Origin of the sequence: Acinetobacter sp. 1294243, assembly GCF_000588015.1 — a bacterium.
GTDB lineage: Bacteria > Pseudomonadota > Gammaproteobacteria > Pseudomonadales > Moraxellaceae > Acinetobacter > Acinetobacter pittii.
This window is the reverse complement of the sequence record NZ_JFXG01000004.1, coordinates 203,091-226,692: the sequence shown is the minus strand read 5'-3', so window position 1 is coordinate 226,692 and position 23,602 is coordinate 203,091. Positions and strand designations below refer to the sequence as shown.

The window sequence follows — 23,602 nt, the reverse complement described above, 5'->3', positions numbered from 1 at the left end:
ATTTTAGTAGCCGAGTTCTGGGGCGACTTCCACCTTAGGTTTTAAACCTACAAATGGTAAAGGTGCACCTAAAATTTCAGCAATATGCATGGCAGAAGTAACTGCTGACTCTAAAATTGGCAAGCCATCACACGACCATGAACCACAGTAAAATACTTTACGGCTTGGGTCTAAATGGCGTTGTTGCAATTCTTTGTTTAAAGCAACTGTTTGTGAGTCTACAACCGCACGCGTTAAAGTCACTTTTGAAATAACTTTTTTAGGGTCGATATCAACCACTGGACGCCAAGTCTGGAATACAGGATTTTTACCTACGAGTGTTGGCTCAACCGCATTCATCCAAACTGTAAATTGCTGACGCGTAAACTTACGGTCCATCATGTAGCTCAGTACTGACCAGTCTTTACGGCGTGGCGGCATGACTGTCGCATCGGTATGAATCACAAGATCGCCTTGTTCAAAGCGGAATTGCTTAAGCAAGTTCATATCTTCTGCAAACTGTTCAGGATTTAAAAACTCATCGATTTTAGAGGTTGGCGTTGCAACAATCACTCGATCAAATAAGTTCTGTTCACCTTGGCTGTTTTCAACCAGTACTTTTTCGCCTTGTTGCTCAACTTTCTTAATTGCCGATCCGCTATGGATATCGATGCCTTTAATCAAGCTATCTACAAATGCAGGTGTACCACCCTTCATGCGCAATAACATGTCGCCATCAGTTAAGTGACGTAAAAACTCAAGTAAGTTTTTTGCAGGCCAATCGCCAATTGTTTTCGGATTACACGTACAGATTGTATAGAGCACTGGCATAACCACACCATGCCAGAATACTTCCTCAATATCGTTCTGATTAATAAATTCAGCGAGGGTAATATCTTGATTTTTAGATTTAAAAAACTGGTGAATCGCAGTTTTTAATTGCAACATCCCTTTCACAAGACGCCAGCCATATTGCTGGATGCCTTTACGGTTATTAATAATCGGGAAATTACCAATACGGCTACGAGATGTCGTTAACCATGTTTCCGTACGATCTTCGAATAACCAGCTACAAGACATATAAGTACGAACTGGGAAAGTTTTAATGCCTAAATGAGCAGCAAGGCTGAGTGTATTTTTCCATAAGTGAGGATTCATCACACGAAGCGGTGCATCAATAATTCCACCATCGAACTCAATGCTATGGCTATCCATTCCCCGGCCAGAAAGTGCTTCAAATATCGTGATCGTATGCCCTGCATCTTTCAGAATTCTTGCTGCCGCAAGACCTGCCATTCCACTGCCAATAATTGCGATATTCAAAATGATGTCCCATTTTTCGAGAATTTTTTTGATTATCACTCATACCCCAAAAAAACACCGTATTAAAAACTACCAGATTTTTATTTTTTGCATCAATTTATATAGAAAATATTTAGCTGCTAATAAGATCAAGTTTTTATATTTTTTTACAAAATCAGAGAAGCTGATAAAACCTTATATTTTTTGAAAATTTAAAAAAAATCTTTTAAATAAAATAAGATAATTTAACTATTTTTATATCATTTGTTTTACAAGAATCTTTTTTTAATATATTATTAAGTCATAATAATGAGAAGCAAATCACATAAAACACTGCCGCAACAACAATGAAAACCATCATAAAAACAGAATCTTTACAGCGAAAAAGCCCGCTATTCACACTTGATAGCGGGCTTTTTATTACTTTGTTTTTAGAGGTTCTTCAAATGCAATTCGGCAATTTATGCTTCTTGCATGATTGAACCGAATTTTCCACGATTAAAATCATTAATCGCTTCCATAATCTCGGCTTTGGTATTCATGACGAATGGACCATAACCTTCGATTGGTTCATTGAGTGGTTGGCCAGTTAACACTAAAAATTTAGTGTCTTCTTCTGCATTTAAACTAAACTCAACGCCCTCACGAGACAAAATCGCAACGGTTTTACCTTCAAGACGATTTGCATCATTAACCACAACAGCACCATCTAATATCACAACAAGCGTGGTGTGACCTTCAGGTACATAGAGGGTATGTTTTTGGCCTTTAACCAATTTACCATCCCATACATTTAATGGACTAAATGTAGTTGCAGCACCTTTTGCATCTGCATATTCACCTGCAATAATCCGCAAATGACTGCCTTGTTCGTCTAGTGCAATGTCTGGAATATCTTTCGCTTCAATCGCTTGGTATTTTCCAGGCGTCATTTTTGAATGAGCAGGTAAATTTACCCACAATTGCACCATTTCAAAAAGACCACCATGCTCTGCAAATTCAGGAGAATGGAACTCTTCATGCAACACGCCTGCACCCGCAGTCATCCACTGTACATCACCAGTTTTAATGGTTCCGCCGCCGCCACTTGAGTCTTTATGGGTCACCTCACCTTGGTAGGCGATGGTCACTGTTTCAAAGCCACGGTGAGGATGCGAACCTACGCCTTGCTGTTCAGTCGTTGGCGAGAATGTATAAGGCGCTGCATAATCGAGTAGCAAAAATGGGCTTAAGGTTTGGCCTAAACGGTCATAAGAGAATAGGTTATATACAGGGAAACCATCACCCACCCAATGCATGTGGTTATTTTGATATGCACCAAGAAATTTCTTCATCTGATCTCTCCTATATATGTAGGATTTTCTTGAACTGGTATTGATTTTACGCCTCAATAATTGCAGTTTATAGATCAGGATTAGCAACACATTATTTCATCTATGAGACAATCATAGAATTTAATGTACTCTTTTTAAGATCGTCCTATTTTTAAAATTCTTAATCCTATTTTTTAGACTTAATCACGACATAAAACTCAACTAGCATAATTTTAGGCAATAACGACCTACTCAATAATTTTTGATTATTTATTTTGATAACACGAGGACATAAAAAATGGCTCAAGATTACGTGCGTTTAGACAAGGATAATGCTGCGGTTCTTTTAGTTGACCACCAAGCAGGTTTGCTTTCTTTAGTTCGAGATATCGATCCAGATAAATTTAAAAACAACGTACTTGCTGTTGCGAATGCAGCAAAATACTTCAACCTTCCAACGATTTTGACAACCAGTTTTGAAACTGGTCCAAACGGTCCTTTAGTTCCTGAGTTAAAAGAGATTCATCCAGATGCGCCTTTCATCCCTCGTCCAGGCCAAATCAATGCATGGGACAATGAAGACTTCGTAAAAGCGGTTAAAGCGACAGGTAAAAAACAACTAATTATTGCAGGTGTGGTAACTGAGGTTTGTGTGGCATTCCCAGCTTTATCTGCACTCGCAGAAGGCTTTGAAGTATTTGTGATTACTGATGCTTCTGGTACTTTCAACGAATTAACACGTGATGCTGCTTGGGACCGTATGTCAAAAGCAGGTGCTCAGCTTATGACGTGGTTTGGTATGGCATGTGAATTACACCGTGACTGGCGTAACGACATCGAAGGTTTGGGTACATTGTTCTCAAATCACATTCCTGACTACCGTAACCTGATTTCAAGCTACAATCACAACACTAGCCAAAAATAAGTTCAATTGCCAAGATTAGAGTGCTTAAGCGCTCTAATCTTAAATTTAAATGGATTGATCGGACATTGATAAGTTCTTTTGATGATTTTTATTATTTCTATTTAGTCGTAAAACACGGCGGCTTTAGTGCAGCCAGTGATGCTGAAAATATTAGTAAATCTAAGCTCAGCCGACGCATTATTGACCTTGAAAATAAATTTAATGTCAGCCTGATTCAAAGAACAACACGTGATTTTAAGGTGACCGATTTAGGCCAAGAGTTTTATGAGGAATGCTGCAAAGTTATTACTCAAGTTGAATGTGCAGAAAACGTGTTATTAAAGCAAAAAAGTGAGCCTCAAGGATTGGTCAAAGTAAGTTGTCCACCTCTGATGATGCATTTTCAAATTAGAAAAATTTTAAATCAGTTTTTAAAAACCTACCCCAAAGTTGAGATCGCACTCGAGCTAACAAGCCGTCGAGTAGACATCTTGCATGATGATATCGACCTCGCGATTCGTACCAATTTTGAACCCAATGAAGATTCGAATTTAATTGTTCGTGATGTGATTAAAACCGATCATTGTTTGGTGGCTTCGCCTGAATTACTGCAAGGTCGCATCATTGAACATTATTCTGAATTACAGGACTTTCCGAGTATTAGCTTAGGTACTCAAAAGCAAAATCCTATTTGGCATTTATGCAATATTCGTAATGGTGAAACTGTCGATGTGCCTTATCAACCACGAATCAAAAGTAATGATTTGGCTGGTGTGTATTATGCCGTGATGGATGGTTTAGGCATTGCCGACCTTCCTTTTTTGACCGTCGAATCTGAAATTCGTAAAGGTACGCTTATACATATTCTTTCTGACTGGAAGTCGAATATTGGTACGTTGCAATTGGTATATGTTTCAAGAAAAGGTCAGCGTTTGGTGGTTGAAAAACTCATTGAAACGCTGATTGATGAACTCAGGCGTTTGCCTGAAAGTCGTGATGGCTATCTATCGACTTAAAATAAAAAACCGGTCATGAATGGGCATGACCGGGTTTTTGTGAAACATCACATACAGCATAACTGTATGTTTTCGTTCAGAACAAAACGAACTCGCTTTATTCCTTACTCAGATAAGTCTACGCAGAGGTATTTCATTTCGACATATTCTTCGATGCCGAATTTTGAACCTTCACGACCTAGACCTGATTGTTTTACGCCACCAAACGGAGCAACTTCGTTTGAAATCGCGCCCGTGTTAATGCCGACCATACCGTATTCGAGTGCTTCACCCACTCGCCATTGACGAGCTGTGCTTTGAGTAAATAAATAAGCAGCTAAACCAAACTCGGTATCGTTCGCCATCGCCACTGCTTCATCTTCAGTTTTAAAGCGGAATAGTGGTGCAAGCGGACCAAAAGTTTCTTCTTTAGACACTTTCATGTCTTGAGTTACGCCAGTTAAAACTGTTGGCTCAAAGAATGTGCCACCAAGTGCCGAACGCTGACCACCGATACGAATTGTCGCGCCTTTCTCAGTTGCATCTGCAATATGAGACTGAACTTTTGCAATCGCATCTTCATCAATTAAAGGCCCTTGAGTTGAACCTTCTTGACGGCCATCGCCAACTTTAAGCTTAGACACAGCTTCAACCAAACGCTCTGCCAATGCATCGTAAATACCGTCTTGAACATAAATACGGTTAGCACATACACAAGTTTGACCGCTGTTACGATATTTACTTGCCATAATGCCCTGAACTGCTTGCTCAAGGTTAGCATCGTCAAATACCACAACTGGTGCATTACCACCGAGTTCAAGCGAAAGCTTTTTAATGGTTGGCGCACATTGTTGCATCAAGATACGGCCAACTTGAGTTGAACCTGTGAAGCTTAACTTACGAACAATATCGCTTTCACATAGTGTTTTACCCACTTCAACCGCATCACCACTAATGTTAATTAAAACATCAGCTGGTAAACCTGCCTGTAAAGCCAATACTTCAAGTGCATAGGCGGTTAACGGCGTTTGCTCTGCCGGTTTAACCAACATTGAACAACCCGCAGCAATGGCTGGGCCTGCTTTACGCGTAATCATAGCAGCAGGGAAATTCCACGGCGTAATTGCAGCTGTAACGCCAATCGCTTGTTTAATCACGAGCAGACGTTGGTTTGGCAACGTAGGTGTTAAGACTTCACCATCAATACGGCGAGCTTGCTCGGCAAACCAGCGGATGAATGAGGCTGCATAACCAATTTCACCACGTGCTTCTGCCAATGGTTTACCTTGCTCAGCTGTTAAGATTTGAGCCAGATTTTCTTTGTGCTCAAGCATGAGGTTGTACCATGCCAATAACACATCAGCACGCGCCAAAGCAGTTTGCTTTTTCCAAGCAGCTTGCGCTTTTGCTGAACGGTTAATTGCGGCTTCAACTCCTGCACGGTCATAGGTTTTTACCCATGCCAAAGTTTCACCTGTAGCAGCATCATTAACTTCGATATAGTCATTTGATGCAGGTGCTTCTAATGAAATATCAGGATGTTTTAATAAATACTGCAAATTATTTTGAATCATGCAGATTGCTCCATTGCTTTTGCACTACCTGCTTTGAGTGTCGCAAAACCTTGTTTCAAGATATCAAGGCCTTGACGAAATTGTTCAGCAGGAATGGTTAATGGATATAAGAAACGAATTACATTACCGTATTTACCACAAGTAAGAAGTAACAACCCGTTTTCCATTGCATAGTTTTGTACAACTTTTGCTTGTTCAGCTGTTTCAAGTTCTACTGCAACCATTGAACCTAATGCACGAATATCAGTTACGACGTCGCCTGTTGCTTGCTGAATATCTTTAAGTGCAACAACCAACTCTGCACCTAATTCATTTGCACGGTCGCATAAGTTTTCTTCTTCAATCGCATCAATCACAGCATGCGCAGCAGCAACCGCAATTGGGCTACCTGCGTAAGTACCGCCTAAACCACCAGGGTTTGGTGCATCCATCACTTCTGCACGGCCCACAACACCTGAAATAGGGAAACCGCCGCCCAAGCTTTTCGCCATCGTGATGAGGTCTGCTTTAGTCTCGTAATAGTTCATTGCGAACAATTTACCAGTACGGGCAAAACCTGATTGTACTTCGTCAGCAACCAATAAAATGCCGTGCTTGTCGCAAATTGAACGTAAACGTTTTAAGAACTCAGCTGGCACAACATTGAAACCGCCTTCACCTTGTACTGGCTCAAGTACGATTGCCGCAACATCATGTGGTGCAATATCTTCACTGAAAATATCTTCAACGCTTTCAATTGCCGCGTCTACTGAAATACCTTTAGCAGGCACTGGGTAACGCGCGTGGAACACACCCGCTGGCATTACACCGAAATCACGTTTGTAAGGCGCTGTTTTACCTGTCATTGCCATCGTCATGAATGAACGACCGTGGAAACCATTACCAAAAGTGATAATGCCGTGACGACCTGTATAACAACGAGCAATCTTTACCGCATTTTCAACTGCTTCTGCACCAGTTGTGAAAAAAGCTGACTTCGCAGGCCCCGCAATTGGCGCGCGTTCATTAATACGCTCAGCTAAAGCGACATAGCTTTCATAAGGTGTTACTTGATAGGCAGTATGCGTAAATTTAGTGAGTTGTTCAGTCACCGCTGCAATCACTTTAGGGTGGCGATGGCCTGTATTTAAAACCGCAATACCGCCAGCAAAGTCGATAAATTGGTTGCCTTCCTTGTCCCAAAGCGTGGCATTTTCAGCTTTTTCCGCATACCACTGACACATCACGCCTACACCACGTGGAGTTGCTTGCTGTTTACGTGCGTTAAGTGCAGAATGTTGATTATCCATTTGATTCCCTCATATTTTCATCATCAGTTGCAGCTTTGGTTTCTTGCATCCTGTGCTTAATTTTCAGGGTGCTTTACAACGACTGCCTATGCATGTAATTTCGCTCGTCTGATGCCAACTGACGAGAGCCACTTTTTAACTGTAGGAGAGAGCCAATTGCGTAGTTTACTTGGAGATCATTTGCTGCAACGACTCCAACAGGACACTGAAGGGAAACTACATCAACGCCTTTTCCGTTGCCTGCGTGGTGCCATTATTGATGGAGTCATCCAGCCCAAGACTCGTCTACCTGCGTCACGCGACTTAGCCAGTGAAATTCATGTTTCAAGAAATACAGTGCTTAGTGCCTATGAACAGCTACAAGCTGAAGGCTACTTAGAAGCCCGTACGGGACACGGCACATGGGTTGCCGAAAAATTACCAGAGAGTTTTTTAAATACACAAAACAAGAAAACAGTAGTTTCAAGCCCAAAAGTTCAAAATTCTTATGCGCTATCACAGCGTGGTTCCAACTTATTGGGCTATGCCGCAGCGTCGCCACACCAATGGGGAGCTTTCGTGCCGGGAGCACCGGATGTAACCGAGTTCCCACATCATATTTTTAGTCGTATTCAAGCACGCTTGAGCCGAGAGCCTGACATTAACCGCCTGATTTATAGCAATGCAGGTGGATGTATAGAGCTTCGAAGTGCGTTGGCAGATTACTTACGTGTTGCGCGTTCGGTTCAGTGCGATGCAGACCAGATTATTATTACCGAAGGCATTCACCAAGCGATCGACTTAGTCTCACGTGCGCTCAGCGATATGGGAGATAAAATCTGGATTGAAGATCCAGCTTACTGGGGAATGCGTAATACATTGCGTATTAATGGTCTCGATATTCAGCCGATGCCTGTCGATGCTGAAGGTATTATTCCTGAGGAAAATCCGGCCAAGCCACCAAAACTCATTTTTGTCACGCCTTCACACCAATATCCGCTTGGCTCTCATTTAAGCCTAAACCGCCGACGTAAACTGATTGAGATTGCACGTCAGCATAATAGCTGGATTGTCGAAGATGATTATGACAGTGAGTTCCGTTTCTCGGGTCAGCCTTATCCATCTTTACAAGGGTTAGAAAATGATGCGCCTGTGCTGTACATGGGCACGTTTAGTAAAACTATTTATCCATCCTTAAGAATTGGCTATTTAGTCGTACCTAAGCCGTTATTTTCACCATTACGCATTGTAGCAGCCGAGCTTTATCGTGGTGGACACTTGCTTGAGCAAAAAGCCCTAGCTGAATTTATTCGTGAAGGCCATTATGAAGCGCATATTCGCCGTATGCGCCTACTCTATGGCAAGCGCCGCGACTACTTGGTGAGCTTAATTCAACGTTATCTTGGTCCCGAATTTATTCATGAATATGATGAAGCGGCAGGGTTACATCTGGTTTTAAAACTACCGAACTCTTGCGATGATGTCGCGATTGCAGCCACAGCGCTTGAACGTGGTGTCAAAGTTCGTCCTCTTTCACAGTACTACATGCAGTCACATGCACATGCAGAACGTGGGCTGCTGATGGGCTTTGCCTGTGTAAATGAAAAAGATATGGTGATGGCTTTTGGCGTCTTGCTCCAATGCTTACGTGAAGCAGGCGTACCTACGCTAAATTAACTTTCCTCTGTTATTAAAACAAATAAAAAAGAGCCTGTTTGTAAGGCTCTTTTTTTATTTAAAAATTTAAACTAACTTTTCTTCATGACTATGAGTTAAATGGGTCGCTCTACGATCTTTACCCCAACCTAGCTTTTCAGACAACAAACCGAAGAACACAATAATGCCGAACAGCGCTGTGGTGTAAATCACTTCTTTAAAATAGGTGCCTTCAATCAACATGGTAAGAATTGCACCAATAATTGCAAAGATCACCACATAAGTTAGATAAGGGAACATCCACATTTTAAAGTCAATTTTCACGCCTTCAGCCTCTAACTTTTTACGCATACGAAGCTGAGAATAAGCAATAGTCAGGTAAACATACAGTGTTGCTGCACCTGTTGTTAACATGAAAAAATCATAAACATTCATACTCTCGGTTGCAGTTAAAACTACGGCAATCACAGAGAAGAAGCATGACACAATCACGCCTACCCAAGGACTACTTTTACTGTTTACAGAGCCAAAACTTTTCGGTGCATCACCACGTTTAGCTAAAGAGAACAACATACGTGAACACGTATAAAGAGCTGAGTTAAAGCAACTACATACTGAGGTTAGAACCACGAAGTTTACGATATGGCGCGCGCCAGGAATGCCTAGTGCAGACAACGTTACGCTATAGGTTCCCCAAGTTGAATCTTTCAAAAGTTCATTGTTGTGGGGAATCAAACATACCGCAACGAACATTGAACCAACGTAGAATAAAATAATTCGCCAAACCACCGAGTTTGATGCTTTACGAATTTCTTTCGATGGATTTGCCGACTCTGCTGCCGCTACCGTAACAATTTCAGCACCAATGTAGGCAAACATGACTCCAAGCAAAGCTGTGATAACGGATGAGCCGCCATTTGGCATAAAGCCTTGAGAAGTTAAATTACTAATACCAGAAGCAGCCGGATTACCCCAAGGCCACAAATGCATGATCGCTAAACTACCAATCACAAGGAAAATAACAATCGCGATGACTTTGATGAGGGCGAACCAAAACTCAAATTCACCATAGTTTTTCACGTTTTGTAAATTAACAACAACCAGTGCACCAATCACCACGACCATATAGACCCAGATCGGTATAAACGGGAACCAATTGTTTAGAATTTTACCTGCCACATAGGCTTCCCACCCCATGAGCATGGCCAGAGTACACCAGTACAACCAACCAATTGAAAACCCTGCCCAACGGCCAATCGCACGGTCAGCATAAGTTGAAAAAGAGCCACTATCAGGGTTTAAAACGGCCATCTCGCCTAACATACGCATGATGAACCAAACAAGTAGACCACCTAAAGCGTAAGTTAAGAAAACTACAGGTCCAGTATTGTAAATAATACTGCCTGAGCCGACGAATAGAGAACCACCAATAACCCCTGCAATCGAGATCATGGTCAGGTGGCGTGATTTGAGTCCATGTTTTAAACTTTGGGAGTGATTGGCTTCAGAACCATTTTGATGAGCTGCCATATCATTTTCCTTAATATATGGAGGATATCGGCTAGTCTCGGAAATCCTCCGAAGCCAAAAAATATCCCCTAAAAATTTAGCCGTTCTGCCCAATTCCTAAAACAGAAAATTCACTGAGCTTATCCGGCGCTTCCGTATGCATACTTCCAATAGCTTTAATTTGTCGTTTCGGCACTCAAGAAACGAGAGCCATTTTTGTAATAAAAGAGAGAGCCAATTGCAAAATTTATACGCAAAATTGGCCCTTTTTGTAGGGGATGCTGGTAAATGGCTTTTAGTTTTTATTTTAATCAGATTGAAATTCTTTAGTTTTGTTCAGAAATTAATAATGCCTTTGTGCCTGTTTCCAACGCTCTAAATATATGTTTCTGGTCAGCTGGATAACAAATATAATCTCCAACACCAAGCTCAACAGCTTCATCAATTAAGCCCACCAAAGCTTTACCTTCAACCATAATAATATGCTCCACAGAACCAACTGGATGCGGCTCTGAAAGGCGGTCTTCGCCTGGTTCAACAATTAGTAAATAAACATCTCGGCGCGCATGTGGCGGACAAGTCGCTAACAAAATTGCTTTGTAGTTGGCAATCTCAGAACTCACTGTTGGCCCATCGCCACAGCGAATCACTTGCACCTGATTACTCGGCTCTTCCATCAACCGTGCAAATGGAATATTGAGCGCAACACAAAGTGCCCATAAGGTTTCAATGCTAGGGTTACCTTGGCCCGCTTCTAATTGTGAAAGAGTCGATTTGGCAACACCTGCACGACGAGCAACCTCTGCCAATGAAAGCCCTGCTCTTTGACGTTCACGCGTTAAACCTTTGGCAATAATTTCGATTGGCTGAGACATTCACCACATCCGTTCTATAAAAAAAACGATCGTTCGTTTTGACAAAACGATCAGACTTATTCATTATAATGGAAAATCGTTCGTTATATCATGCTATGTCTACATACTCTCTGATTAAAAAACTTAGTAAAGACACTACCCGCTCGATTTTCTTTGTATGTCTAGCGACGAGTGTCGTTGGTATGTCTTTAGGTTCACTCGCTGCAAGTTATGGCTTATCACTCTGGATCCCGCTTTGTCTATCCGTGTTTGTGCTCGCAGGAACTGCCGAATTTATCTTTATTGGTTTCTTGGCTGTAGGTGGTAGCCCAATTGCAGCTGCGATTGCAGGACTACTCGTCAATTTAAGACATCTACCTTTTGGTATTGCGGTCAATGAACTAATCCGTGGCAAATATTCTCGATATTTCGGGGCTCATATCATGAACGATGAAAGCGTTTTGTTTGGTATGGCACAGCCCGATTTTGAAACAAAAAAAGCTGCTTACTGGTTATGTGGTATATGCATTATGCTCAGTTGGCCACTGGGTGTCACTGCGGGTTATTTCATTGGAAGTGCTATTCCAGACCCTAAAACATTTGGCTTAGATGCCATTTTCCCCGCGATTTTAATTGCACTTACTTTTAATGCTTTAAAGAATAAAACCACTCGAAAAGCTGCATTTGCCGGATCAACTTTAGCGCTGATCACCACACCTTTTTTGGCCTCAGGACTTCCAATTCTGATTTCACTTTTTGGCTTAATATTTGGTAGAAAGAAATGAGTCAACAATTACTAATTATTTTAGGTATAGGCTTGCTAGCACTTGGAACGTATGGGATTCGTTTCGCTGGTTTTCATTTGGGTGCCAAGTTCTCTTTTTCTGAAAAGTACCAAGTTTTACTCTCAAACGGTGCGACTGTTTTGCTCTGTGCGATTGCAGTGACCACTACATTTTTTGAAGGTCAACATTTTGCGGGTTTCGCGCGTATATTTGGTGTTGGCTTAGCACTGTTCTTGGTTTGGAAAAAAGTACCGCTGTTATTAGTGATTTGCTTGGCAGCTGCCGGCACGGCACTTATACGTTTGCTTGGAATTGAGTAATAAAAAAGGCGAGATAAACTCGCCTTTTTTGAAACTTTGATTAGAACGGTAAATCGTCGTCTAAATCAGCTGGTGCAGAAGCTGGTTGTTGTGGTGCTTTAGGCGCAAAACCACCCGCTTGAGGGTTGCTTCCACCATTACCGAAACCACCTTGGTTACCATAACCACCGCTGTTTTGGCCATAGCCGCCACCTTGGTTGTTATTATTTTGATAACCATTACCACCTTGTTGAGGTGCGTTAAAACGTGGTTGGTTAAAATCATTACCGCCAGCGAAACCTTGTTCACCTTGTTGACGAGCATCTAACATTTGCATCTGGTCGCCACGGATTTCTGTAGTGTAACGCTCTTGGCCATTTTGGTCTGTCCACTGACGTGTACGTAGTGAACCTTCAATATAAACCTTAGAACCTTTACGCAAGAACTGCTGAGCAATTTCCCCTAAACGGTTATGCAAAACAATACGGTGCCATTCTGTTTGTTCTTTACGTTCACCGGTATTTTTATCAGTCCAAGCTTCACTTGTCGCGATTGAAAATTGGGTCAACGAGCCCCCATTTGGAAAAGTTTTTGTTTCAGGATCACGACCCAAAGTACCAACCAAAATAACCTTATTTACACCACGCATTAGCTGTCTTCATCCTATACATTTCTATGTTTTACTTTATAAGAGTTATGCTTAAATGGCTACCTCTTTACCGAACAACTGCGTTAAATCACGTCGCGCAGCATCATCTAGAGACTGTTTATCGACTTTAATATAAGCAACTTGCTGGTCAGGCATCACCACAACTTCTTCGATACCACGAATTGCCAATAGCTGTGTGGTCCACTCATTCACCTGTTGCACTTGCGGCAATGGCAACACAATCGATGACAAATACCGCGGCTGAGCTAAACCAAAACTAATTAGCAACCATATTATAGCAATCCCTGCTAAGACACTCCATCCAATCGCAGTATTATGTAACATCAATAATTGACCACCTAGTGTGCCACCAAAAAAAGCGCCTAAAAACTGACTACTGGCATTTACGCCCATAGCCGTTGCTTTTGACTGGATTGGAGCAGATTTTGACAGCCAAGAAGGCAATAAAGCCTCCATCACATTAAATGCAATAAAGAAAATTCCTAAGCCAGCGAGTAATACATATTTTGATTGATAACCAAATATGAGCAGCAGCAAACCTGCAATAATCCCTGTAATTGCTGTTAAGAAAATCCCGCGCATTTTGCGATATTTTTCAGCAATGATGATGCTTGGAAATGCAAAGAACAGGCTAATGACTAACAGCGGCAAATACACCAAACCATGGCTCGCCAAAGGAATATGCGCAAACTCGATGAGCTGTGAAGGCACATAAATAAACATGGCTGTCAGCAATAAATGCAATGCAAAAACCGAAACGTGTAAACGGTTTAAATCACCCATTTGAATGACTTGCTTAAGCTGCGCCATATAGCCTTGTTGATAATTACGATGATGACGAGTGACTTTAGGTACAAGCAATAACATCGCAATCGCAATCAAGCCCATAATGGTTGTCACAAAGAACAAACCAGAAATGCCCACAAGGCTTGTGAGCCAAGGCCCAAGGCTAAAAGCGACCACGAAAGACAGACCAATACTCATGCCCATCGCGGCCATGGCTTTAGTACGCTGCTCTTCACGTGTCACATCGGCTAAAAGCGCCATCACGACTGCTGAAACTGCACCAGCACCAGCGATGGCACGACCAATAATTACGCCATAAATCGTGTCAGATAAACCCGCAATTGCACCACCAATCGCAAACAGTAATAGACCAAATACTACAAGCGGTTTACGGCTAAAACGGTCTGCCAGTAAGCTAAATGGAATTTGTAAAATCGCCTGACTTAAGCCGTAAACCCCTACAGCCAAACCAATGAGTGCTGGAGTCGCATATTGATATGACTGCCCAACTACAGAAAAGACAGGAATAATCATGAACAAGCCCAACATGCGTAGCGCAAAAATACTACTTAAGGCAAAAGTTGAGCGACGTTCCAAAGCATTCATCATATCAATACACGTTATCAAACTAGGTAAATTATAAGCCGATTCGTTTCTAAAAATACGGAACACCTTATTTAAAATAACGATTTGGGCTTAAAAAAATAAAGAGGCATTTAGCCTCTTTATTCTATCGAACTTTACTGAAAATTAGCTTAAGGCGATTGTTGCTCACGCTTTGAATATTGAATTGAAGCAATAACCGCCCAAACAATAAACGCTACACCAATTAAACCAGTAACAACTTCAGGTACATGTACGCCTGTACCACTTGCAATCATAATGAATGCTAAAGCACCGATCGCATAATGCGCACCATGTTCTAAGAACACATAGGCATCTAGTGTGCCTTTTTCAACAAGGTAAACTGTCATTGAACGGACAAAAATAGCGCCGATCGCAAGGCCCAGCATAATCACGACAACATCGCTAGTAATTGCAAAAGCACCAATCACGCCATCAAAACTGAATGATGCATCTAATACTTCAAGATATAAGAAACCACCTATACCCGCTTTAACTACGCCAGAAGCCGCGCCCGATCCATCTTTCATAATAGCATTGCCATCTTCGTCAATTTCAGGCTCACCACCTAACATATGACTTAATACTTCAACGCCAATATAAACCACAATGCCCCAAATCCCAGCCATAGTCACCACAAGGCGCTGCGACTCATCAACATTTGCTGCCATAATTAACATCGCAATTAGAGCAATAAAGACAGACATTGCCGGTACACTTGCTAAACTAGAAAGTTTAGCTTCAAGCCATCTGAACCAATGGGTTTCTTTTTCTTCATCAAAGAAGAAGTTTAAGAACACCAGTAATAGGAATGTTCCACCAAAAGCCGAAATTTCAGCGTGATGTGCCATTAAACGTTCAGAATAGGTTTTCGGATCATTGAGTGCCAATTTAGCTACTTCAATCATTCCCATATCCGCAGTCACCGCAACAATCGCCACCGGGAAAATTAAACGCATACCAAAAACGGCGATTAAAATACCTACCGTTAAAAAGAGCATTTTCCAGAACGGGTCCCAATTACGTAGAACCGATGCATTTACGACAGCATTGTCAAAAGATAAAGAGACCTCCATTACAGCTAAAATGGCTGTAATGGTTAAAGCTTTAAGCATGGTAGACACGCCCGCTTCAGGTCCATGGGTAAAACCCCAATACGCGGATAGTGCTAAACACACCACCGTAAAAAATATCGAAAATCGGAAATGCTTCATGGATCAGACCTATACCAAGAATAAATTTAATCTTTCTTAAAAACCGCCGCTATTATATCGATAATTAACCACAAAACGATGTTGTTTTGTGCCGTTATTCCCTTTACTTTATCTCTCTGTTTAATAAAGAAATTTATAATATTTAATTAACTCATTAATCGTATTAAATATTTTCTTTCGATATATCTATCATTCTTATTTTTGTATTTTAAAATTGATTTAAAATCCAGTTTAGCTGTCTAATTTTAAATGGAATGATTTTATGCTTTTTTCTCAAGAACTCTGGCAACGTAATTTAAATTTATATCAAAAAATTCTCGACCTGCCTTTTAATCAGGAACTTGCTAACGGTACTTTAGATAAAGAAGCTTTTTGTCATTATGTTATTCAAGATGCTCAATATTTAGTGGCCTATGGTCGTGTGCTTGCTGTTGCAGCAGCAAAGGCCTTTGAGGCTGACGATATTATGCAATTTTCAGATGCAGCTAAAATTGCGATTGTGGTGGAGCGTAGTTTGCATGATGACTTCATGAAAAACTTTGGAGTAACCAAAGAAGAATTTAAAAATACACCATTAACTTTGGCAGGCCACCACTACACTTCATTTTTAACAGCAACTGCTTGGTCTGAAAGCTACCCCGTTGTACTTGCTGCGCTTTTACCTTGCTTCTGGATTTATGCCGAAGTTGGCAAAGATATTGTAAATAAATCAATTCCAAGTAACCCTTACCAAGCATGGATTGATACCTATGCAGGTGAAGAGTTCGATATAGCCGTTCGTAATGTGATTGCGACAGTAGATAAAGTTGCCGCACGTTGTGATGCAGACACTTTAGAAAAAATGCATGCAGCCTATACGATGGGTGCAAAACTTGAGTGGTTATTTTGGGATAGTGCCTATCACCAAAGACAGTGGTTAGGTTTAGATCATATTTAAAACTTCAAAAGAATCGGTCAGTGCACTTAATAGCCTGATCGATTTTCAATAAAATGCGAGACAGATATGTATATCGGCGAATTAGCGGCTTTGACTGGAGCCACTCCTAAGGCCATTCGGCATTATGAGAAATTAGGCTTACTGCCAGTCGCAAAAAGAAAAGGTAATTATCGTATTTATGAAGAGATTGATGTTCAATCGGTTAAGATGATTCGCCTTGCACAAGCTGTTGGATTTAGCCTTTCCGAGCTTTATGACCTGTCAGCTTTAAAATATAAAAATAATCGTTTTCCTGTAGAAATTGCACAGCAGCTTATTCAGAAAAAGAACCAACAAATTATTGAGCAAAAAGAAGCTTTAAGCCGTTTGCAAAAAGATTTAAAACAACTAGAAGATGAGATTATTCAAACTTATATTACCAATAAGATTTCTGCTTAAAACAGTTTATTAAAATCTAAAAATAGCTTTCAAAATGAGTGCTTGACTCTGCCCTTAGGGACAAGGTTTATGGTAATAGCTTCTTTTATTACAGACCAATGAAATGAGCACTCACCTTTCTAGATTTAAAAATTCAACAGCATTAATCACAGGCGCATCTTCAGGAATAGGCAAAGCCTATGCTCAAGAACTTGCGTCTTTAGGAATTCATCTCATTTTAACGGCACGCTCCGAACAGAAGCTGAATGATTTAGCCGATGAACTTAAAAAAAAATATAACGTGAATGTTGAGGTGATCGTCTTAGATTTAGCTCAACCCCATTCAGCTCAAAGCTTATTTGATGAAGTGCAAGCCAGAAACTTATCGGTAGAGATTTTAATTAACAACGCAGGATTTGGAAAATGGACGAAGTTTCTAGATCAATCTGTATCTACCTATCAAGAAATGATTACGCTAAATATCAGCAGTGTAACGTCTTTATGTTATTTATTTTTGCCCCACATGCTTGCGAACAAAAAAGGCATCATGATTAATATTTCATCTACAGGTGCGTTTCAACCTCTGCCTTATATTGCTGTGTATGGGGCAACTAAATCTTATGTATTGCAATTTACTGAGGCTCTTGCAGGAGAATACGGCTCTTCAGGAGTTAAATTTCTGGCGGTTTGTCCGGGCAATACCCAAACCAATTTTACTCAGGTCGCAAATGCCGATACGAGTGGTATGAAAAGCTCTACAGTTGAGGACGTTGTGTCTGCAACGGTTAAAGCATTAGATAAGAATAAAGCAACAGTTGTGGTGGGATGTAGCAACTATTTGACGTCTCAATTGCCCCGAATTCTTTCTCGCCAAAAGATGATTAATTTAGTTGAAGGTATGCTCAAAACCCGTGTTGTTGAGCATTCATAAAAATAGTTCAATTTAAAAGATTAAGGGATTTCTCTTATTCTTTTATTGTTGAAATGGCTGCCAGCCATAAATCAACCCTGCCGCAGCCACAACCCAACATAACGTTGCCACTCCTAGACACGACCACATCGACATGCGTGTTGCCAGCACATAAACAACAACTAAATAAATGGCATAAGGAATAAGTGACCATAGACCAAACAGAGCCGTTTTTTGTAATGCTTCGGCTCCTTTTTGCTGAAAAACAATCACATGAGCAATTAAAGCAAAGGTAGGAAAAAGTGGGACTAAACCTGCAATATAAAATGCCTTACTTTTCGATAAAATCGAAATAATGAGGACAACCCCAGCCCCCAACATACATTTTAAAAATAATGCCCACATACACTGATCCTATCTGGTCATTTCCATTTCAAAATGCTGTATTTTGCGCTTTTTAAAGAAAATTAACAGCGACTAAAGCAATCAATGCTGGAACTGCCTGAATATAAATAATCTTTTTACTAGCAGTCAGACCACCATAAATACCTGCAATCAGTACACAACCTAAAAAGAAATTAGCAATTGATGTTGCAAATGGTGCATCAGCCAATAAAGCCCAAAACAAACCCGCCGCTAAAAAGCCATTATAAAGACCTTGGTTCTGTGCCATGACTTTGGTGAGTTTTGCTTTTTCGGCATTATTTCCAAAGGCTTTCATGCCATAGGGTTTGTCCCACAAAAACATTTCTAACACTAAAATATAGACATGTAATATTGCGATAAGTGCAATTAAAATTTGTCCAATCATACGATTTTCCTTTTTATTTTAAAGATATGAAAAAAGATCAGTCTCTCGACTGATCTTTTAATGTGTTACGGTTTTAACAACACTTTGCCTTGACGAGCACCTTGCGTTGCTCTTTGAGCGGCAGTTTTAATCTCATCAAAACTAAATACACCTTCTACAGGAAGGATTAATTTTTTCTGAGTTGCTAACGTTAATAACTCAACAATGAGTTCTTTTTTGCGTTCGGCAGGCATTTCTTTGTTAACTACACTCGCCCAGAAACCTTTTACTGTCGCTTGTTTGAAAATCAAATCACCCGATGAAATCTGCATGGTTTCGCCAGTCATACTACCGAACGAAACGAGCAAGCTATTTTCACTGAGTAAATTCAGCATTTCGCCACTTGCGGTTCCTCCAATCGAGTCCACACCAGCAATAAGAGATTGGTCGCCGTGAATCTGTTTAACTTGCTCTTTCCAGTTAGGCTGATCAGTCGCAACAACATGCTGAATACCTAATGCTTGCATCTTTGCAATCGCATCAGTACGACGAACTAAATTAATTACAGGTAAGCCACGTGCCTGTGCAATCATCGCAACTGTTTTACCGACTGCACCATTTGCCGTGTTTTGAATGAGCCATTGACCCGGTTGAACATTTACAAAGTCGAGTAGCATGAGAGCACTAATTGGCATACCAATCAGCTGTGCTGCAGTTTCATCATCAATTTCATTATTGAGTGGAATAATCCCATGAGCAGGTGCAATAAAGTATTCAGCCCAACTGCCATGCACAGCCGCAACTGCGATACGTTGCCCTACTTGTAGATGAGTGACCCCATCGCCCAACGCATCTACAACACCAACCGCTTCACTACCACCAATCGCAGGTAAGGTTGGCTTGTAGCCATAGCTTCCACGTACTGTCCATACATCATGATTATGAATTGGAGACATGATGGTTTTAATACGCACTTCGCCTGCTTTTGGTTCTGGCTTTGGCATATCCGCCTGCTCTAAAACGTCTACAGGTTCGCCAAAATTACCATGGATAATACTTCGCATGCTTTATTCCTCTATCGGTTTTATGAGTTGTTGGGTGGTTTCTAAAGCTAGATGTAGATGTGCTTTGTCTTGCGACAATTTTGTGAGTAAAGCAGCACCTAACCATAACTGATACATGACTTGCGCAGTTTTTAAAGGTTCAATATGTTTTGGAATTGATCCTTCTTGTTGCCCTTCTTTGAGTAGCAAAGCCAAACGTTGCGTTAGTTTGTGCACGCCATCATTGAGAATTTGACGCATGTCTTCTGACAAGTCAGAAACCTCTGCCGCCAACTTCACAATCAGACAGTTTTCAGCCCAACTACCGTTTACAGGATCATCAATCCATGCCTGCCATAAGGCCATTAAACGAGCATGGGCACTTTGCTCACTGCGTTGCCAAAGTTGTTCCATACGAACTTTATAATCAGCCATATATTGCTCGAGCAATGCACAGCCAAATGCCTCTTTCGAAGCAAAGTAGTGATAGAACGAACCTTTGGGTACGTCACAAGCCTTTAAGATTTCTTGCAAACCAACACCGACAAAACCTTTACGTAGTACCAGCTCAAAGCTCGTATCTAAAATGTGTTGTCGCGTGGTTTCACTTTTATTTAATCGTTTCATGCACACATCATAAACAACTATTAGACCAGTCGTCTAGTAAAGTTATGTTGCTGGTTAAAATTTGCTTAGAGTAGAAATCTGAAGTAAGGAATGTTAAAAATACAATCTGCTTATTTAAACAAATTTTGTCGATTGTCGTTTAACCGTCACAATTTGTCGCTTTAAATCATTTTGTACCACTTGAACAATTTTAAATCGTTATCATATATAGGGTCTGTTGCTTATAACCAGTCACACCTCTCTGCGACTGAGCAATCAGCACCTAAATTTTCATCAATATATAATTGAGATGTTTTATGAGCCAAAGTCATATCCGTATTCGAGGCGCACGTACCCATAATTTAAAAAATGTGTCTCTCGATATTCCACGCGACAAATTTGTGGTAATTACGGGGTTATCAGGTTCAGGAAAATCTTCTCTTGCCTTCGATACCCTGTACGCCGAAGGACAACGCCGTTACGTCGAATCACTTTCAGCGTATGCCCGTCAGTTTTTATCGCAAATGGAAAAGCCTGAAGTCGACTCGATTGAAGGTTTATCACCAGCGATTGCCATTGAGCAAAAATCTACCAGTCATAACCCACGTTCAACGGTTGGTACGATTACCGAAATTTATGACTATTTGCGTTTGCTTTATGCACGTGTCGGTACACCATATTGCCCAGAACATGATTTGCCGATGGTCGCGCAAACTGTTTCTGAAATGGTCGATGCGGTAAAAACGCTTGAAGAAGGCACAGCACTCATGTTGCTTGCCCCTGTCGTTCGTGAGCGTAAAGGTGAGTACAGTAACCTGTTCGAACAACTACAAGGTCAAGGTTTTGTTCGTGCCCGTGTGGATGGCGAAATCATTGATATTGATACACCACCAGAACTCGACAAAAAGAAAAAACATACCATTGAAGTCGTTGTTGACCGCTTCAAAGTACGTGAAGACTTAGGTAACCGTATTGCCGAATCATTTGAAACCGCACTACGTTTAGGTGGCGATATTGCTGTTTTATCGTGGATGAATGGTGAACATGCTGATCGCGTTTTTTCTGCAAAGCACTCGTGTCCTGAATGTGATCGCGCTGTCGCAGAGCTTGAGCCACGTTTGTTTTCATTTAACAACCCATTTGGTGCCTGCCCTGTTTGTGATGGTTTAGGTACACGCAGTCATTTTAGTTCTGAAAAGCTCATTCCAAATCCTGACCTTGCGATTAGTGAAGGTGCAATCCGTGGTTGGGATCGTCAGCGTCCATATTATTATTCGATGCTGCAAAAAGTTGCCGATCATTTTGGTTTAAAACTTGATACGCCTTGGAATCAGCTAGATAAAGATACTCAAAAGAAATTCTTACAAGGTACGGGCAAAGAAAAAGTTGATTTAAGCTATATCGACGAACGTGGCCGTAAACACACTCGCGTGCAACCATTTGAAGGAATTTTGCCGCACCTTGAACGTCGTTACCGTGAAACTGAAAGTAACTATGTAAGAGATGATTTAGCTCAATACCTTTCTAATGCAGCGTGTGATGCATGTGATGGTTCACGTCTTAATGAAATTTCACGTCATGTTCGTGTGAAAGACAAAACCATTGCTGACATTACTCGTATGTCGATTGGTGATGCTGAAAGTTACTACCAAGGTTTAAATCTTGAAGGAGCTAAAGGCGAAATCGCAGATAAAATCTTTAAAGAGATTCGAGAGCGTTTACATTTCTTGGTGAGTGTTGGACTGAATTATTTAAGTCTGGCTCGCTCTGCAGAAACCTTATCTGGTGGTGAAGCGCAGCGTATCCGTTTAGCCTCACAAATTGGTGCAGGTTTAATGGGCGTCATGTATGTCCTTGATGAACCATCAATTGGTCTACATCAACGCGATAACGATCGTTTATTACAAACGCTGATTCGTTTACGTGATTTAGGTAACACAGTATTAGTCGTTGAACACGATGAAGATGCAATCCGTGCTGCTGACCATATTATTGATATCGGTCCAGGCGCTGGTGTACACGGCGGTGTGATTATTGCTGAAGGTACGTATGATGAATTGGCTAAACATGCTGATTCTCTTACAGGACAGTATCTTTCTGGCAAACTCAAAATTGAAGTGCCAAAAAAACGTACTAAATCACCACGTCCAGATGAAGTCATCAAACTTTCAGGTGCAGCAGGTCATAACTTAAAAAATGTCGACTTAACAATTCCGCTCGGCATTATGACTTGTGTGACTGGCGTTTCAGGTTCAGGTAAGTCAACGCTGATTAACCGTACGTTACTTCCATTGGCTGCAACACAGCTCAATGGCGCAACAACTTTAACCGCTGAAAAGTTTGATTCAATTGATGGACTTCAACATCTAGATAAAGTTGTTGATATTGACCAAAGCCCAATTGGCCGTACACCGCGTTCTAACCCAGCGACTTATACAGGGTTATTTACGCCAATCCGTGAGTTATTTGCTCAAACCCCAGAGGCAAAAGCCCGTGGTTATAGTGCTGGTCGTTTCTCGTTTAACGTAAAAGGCGGACGCTGCGAAGCGTGTGAAGGCGACGGTATGATCAAAGTCGCAATGCACTTCCTACCAGATATGTATGTACCTTGCGATGCATGTCATGGCAAACGTTATAACCGTGAAACGCTTGAAGTCGGCTATAAAGGCAAAAACATTTCTGATGTTCTAGAAATGACTGTCGAAGATGCTGCTGAATTCTTTAGTGCCATTCCAGTCATCCACCGCCGCTTAGAAACCTTAACTCAGGTGGGCTTAGGCTATATTCGTTTAGGTCAAGCCGCTACGACCTTATCTGGTGGTGAAGCGCAACGTGTAAAACTTGCGCGTGAGTTAGCAAAACGAGATACGGGTAAAACTTTATATATCTTGGATGAACCAACAACAGGTCTACATTTCCATGATATTGCCAAGTTACTCGATATTTTGCATGAGCTACGTAACAAGGGTAATACCATTGTGGTGATTGAACATAACCTTGATGTGATTAAAACAGCCGACTGGGTTGTTGACTTAGGTCCTGAAGGTGGTTCGGGCGGTGGTATGATCATTGCCGAAGGCACACCTGAACAAGTGGCTGAGGTTGAAATTTCACATACAGGTCGTTTCTTAAAACCGATGTTGAAATAATTTATTGAATAAAAAAAG

Annotated in this window: 22 protein-coding genes; 9 read left to right on the top strand and 13 right to left on the bottom strand. The window is 41.1% G+C overall.

Translation table 11 applies throughout. The features are described from left to right. Positions 1-3: 3 nt before the first annotated feature. Both J655_RS11750 and J655_RS11745 read right to left on the bottom strand, forming a co-directional pair. Positions 4-1,302: an FAD-dependent oxidoreductase gene (locus tag J655_RS11750; RefSeq protein WP_049069090.1), complete on the bottom strand. Its 1,299-nt coding sequence runs from the start codon at positions 1,300-1,302 to the stop codon at positions 4-6. 440 nt (positions 1,303-1,742) lie between these two features. Beyond that, positions 1,743-2,615, bottom strand: a complete 873-nt coding sequence (locus tag J655_RS11745) for a pirin family protein (protein ID WP_032052395.1) — start codon at positions 2,613-2,615, stop codon at positions 1,743-1,745. A gap of 277 nt (positions 2,616-2,892) precedes the next feature. Here J655_RS11745 and ycaC point away from each other — a divergent pair, with 277 nt between their 5' ends. Continuing rightward, positions 2,893-3,519, top strand: a complete 627-nt coding sequence (gene ycaC, locus J655_RS11740) for an isochorismate family cysteine hydrolase YcaC (protein WP_000046156.1) — start codon at positions 2,893-2,895, stop codon at positions 3,517-3,519. Between the two features lie 20 nt (positions 3,520-3,539). Next, complete coding sequence (locus J655_RS11735) at positions 3,540-4,514, top strand: LysR substrate-binding domain-containing protein (RefSeq protein WP_032052394.1); 975 nt, start codon at positions 3,540-3,542, stop codon at positions 4,512-4,514. A 104-nt stretch (positions 4,515-4,618) separates the two neighbouring features. On the opposite strand, the gene J655_RS11730 is transcribed toward J655_RS11735, so the two are convergent. Then, on the bottom strand, positions 4,619-6,067 hold the full coding sequence (locus J655_RS11730; RefSeq protein ID WP_017481786.1) for an NAD-dependent succinate-semialdehyde dehydrogenase: 1,449 nt from the start codon (positions 6,065-6,067) through the stop codon (positions 4,619-4,621). Further along, positions 6,064-7,356, bottom strand: coding sequence for a 4-aminobutyrate--2-oxoglutarate transaminase (gabT, locus tag J655_RS11725; protein ID WP_004789969.1), 1,293 nt, complete (start codon positions 7,354-7,356; stop codon positions 6,064-6,066). Before gabT ends, J655_RS11730 begins: the two co-directional genes overlap by 4 nt. Positions 7,357-7,512: 156 nt before the next feature. On the opposite strand from gabT, the gene J655_RS11720 reads away from it, so the two are divergent. After that, positions 7,513-9,012, top strand: coding sequence for a PLP-dependent aminotransferase family protein (locus J655_RS11720; RefSeq protein ID WP_032006622.1), 1,500 nt, complete (start codon positions 7,513-7,515; stop codon positions 9,010-9,012). Positions 9,013-9,078: 66 nt separating this feature from the next. On the opposite strand, the gene J655_RS11715 is transcribed toward J655_RS11720, so the two are convergent. Then, on the bottom strand, positions 9,079-10,521 hold the full coding sequence (locus J655_RS11715) for an amino acid permease (RefSeq protein WP_002117418.1): 1,443 nt from the start codon (positions 10,519-10,521) through the stop codon (positions 9,079-9,081). A 305-nt stretch (positions 10,522-10,826) separates the two neighbouring features. Next, complete coding sequence (locus J655_RS11710; RefSeq protein ID WP_032052393.1) at positions 10,827-11,375, bottom strand: helix-turn-helix domain-containing protein; 549 nt, start codon at positions 11,373-11,375, stop codon at positions 10,827-10,829. A gap of 68 nt (positions 11,376-11,443) precedes the next feature. Between J655_RS11710 and J655_RS11705 the strand changes: the two genes are divergently transcribed. Continuing rightward, positions 11,444-12,139 carry an AzlC family ABC transporter permease gene (locus J655_RS11705; RefSeq protein WP_032006621.1) on the top strand — a complete coding sequence of 232 codons (696 nt, stop codon included), beginning with the start codon at positions 11,444-11,446 and terminating at the stop codon, positions 12,137-12,139. Continuing rightward, positions 12,136-12,459: an AzlD domain-containing protein gene (locus J655_RS11700; protein ID WP_002117414.1), complete on the top strand. Its 324-nt coding sequence runs from the start codon at positions 12,136-12,138 to the stop codon at positions 12,457-12,459. Before J655_RS11705 ends, J655_RS11700 begins: the two co-directional genes overlap by 4 nt. 40 nt (positions 12,460-12,499) lie before the next feature. Here J655_RS11700 and ssb read toward each other — a convergent pair whose 3' ends face one another. From ssb to J655_RS11685, 3 genes are all read right to left on the bottom strand, one after another. After that, the gene (gene ssb, locus J655_RS11695) at positions 12,500-13,087 is read right to left on the bottom strand and encodes a single-stranded DNA-binding protein (RefSeq protein WP_005066890.1); all 588 of its coding nucleotides are present in this window, start codon (positions 13,085-13,087) and stop codon (positions 12,500-12,502) included. Positions 13,088-13,138: 51 nt separating this feature from the next. Then, the gene (locus tag J655_RS11690) at positions 13,139-14,503 is read right to left on the bottom strand and encodes an MFS transporter (protein WP_005078603.1); all 1,365 of its coding nucleotides are present in this window, start codon (positions 14,501-14,503) and stop codon (positions 13,139-13,141) included. 146 nt (positions 14,504-14,649) lie between these two features. Beyond that, on the bottom strand, positions 14,650-15,732 hold the full coding sequence (locus tag J655_RS11685) for a DUF475 domain-containing protein (RefSeq protein WP_005066886.1): 1,083 nt from the start codon (positions 15,730-15,732) through the stop codon (positions 14,650-14,652). 262 nt (positions 15,733-15,994) lie between these two features. On the opposite strand from J655_RS11685, the gene tenA reads away from it, so the two are divergent. The 3 genes from tenA to J655_RS11670 all read left to right on the top strand — a co-directional run bounded on the left by tenA (position 15,995) and on the right by J655_RS11670 (position 18,017). After that, positions 15,995-16,669 (top strand): thiaminase II, encoded by a 675-nt coding sequence (gene tenA / locus J655_RS11680; protein WP_032006620.1) that lies wholly within the window; start codon positions 15,995-15,997, stop codon positions 16,667-16,669. A gap of 66 nt (positions 16,670-16,735) precedes the next feature. Next, positions 16,736-17,107 (top strand): MerR family transcriptional regulator, encoded by a 372-nt coding sequence (locus J655_RS11675; protein WP_005078608.1) that lies wholly within the window; start codon positions 16,736-16,738, stop codon positions 17,105-17,107. Between the two features lie 103 nt (positions 17,108-17,210). Next, positions 17,211-18,017, top strand: a complete 807-nt coding sequence (locus tag J655_RS11670) for an SDR family NAD(P)-dependent oxidoreductase (protein ID WP_032006619.1) — start codon at positions 17,211-17,213, stop codon at positions 18,015-18,017. A gap of 42 nt (positions 18,018-18,059) precedes the next feature. On the opposite strand, the gene J655_RS11665 is transcribed toward J655_RS11670, so the two are convergent. The 4 genes from J655_RS11665 to J655_RS11650 all read right to left on the bottom strand — a co-directional run bounded on the left by J655_RS11665 (position 18,060) and on the right by J655_RS11650 (position 20,456). Then, positions 18,060-18,401, bottom strand: a complete 342-nt coding sequence (locus tag J655_RS11665) for a GlpM family protein (protein WP_032052392.1) — start codon at positions 18,399-18,401, stop codon at positions 18,060-18,062. 52 nt (positions 18,402-18,453) lie between these two features. Beyond that, on the bottom strand, positions 18,454-18,807 hold the full coding sequence (locus tag J655_RS11660) for a DUF1304 domain-containing protein (RefSeq protein ID WP_002122000.1): 354 nt from the start codon (positions 18,805-18,807) through the stop codon (positions 18,454-18,456). A gap of 65 nt (positions 18,808-18,872) precedes the next feature. Beyond that, the gene (locus J655_RS11655; RefSeq protein WP_032006617.1) at positions 18,873-19,850 is read right to left on the bottom strand and encodes a zinc-binding dehydrogenase; all 978 of its coding nucleotides are present in this window, start codon (positions 19,848-19,850) and stop codon (positions 18,873-18,875) included. Between the two features lie 3 nt (positions 19,851-19,853). Beyond that, positions 19,854-20,456 (bottom strand): TetR/AcrR family transcriptional regulator, encoded by a 603-nt coding sequence (locus J655_RS11650; protein WP_005804456.1) that lies wholly within the window; start codon positions 20,454-20,456, stop codon positions 19,854-19,856. 296 nt (positions 20,457-20,752) lie between these two features. Between J655_RS11650 and uvrA the strand changes: the two genes are divergently transcribed. Then, on the top strand, positions 20,753-23,584 hold the full coding sequence (gene uvrA, locus J655_RS11645; protein WP_032006616.1) for an excinuclease ABC subunit UvrA: 2,832 nt from the start codon (positions 20,753-20,755) through the stop codon (positions 23,582-23,584). The last annotated feature ends 18 nt before the right edge of the window (positions 23,585-23,602 follow it).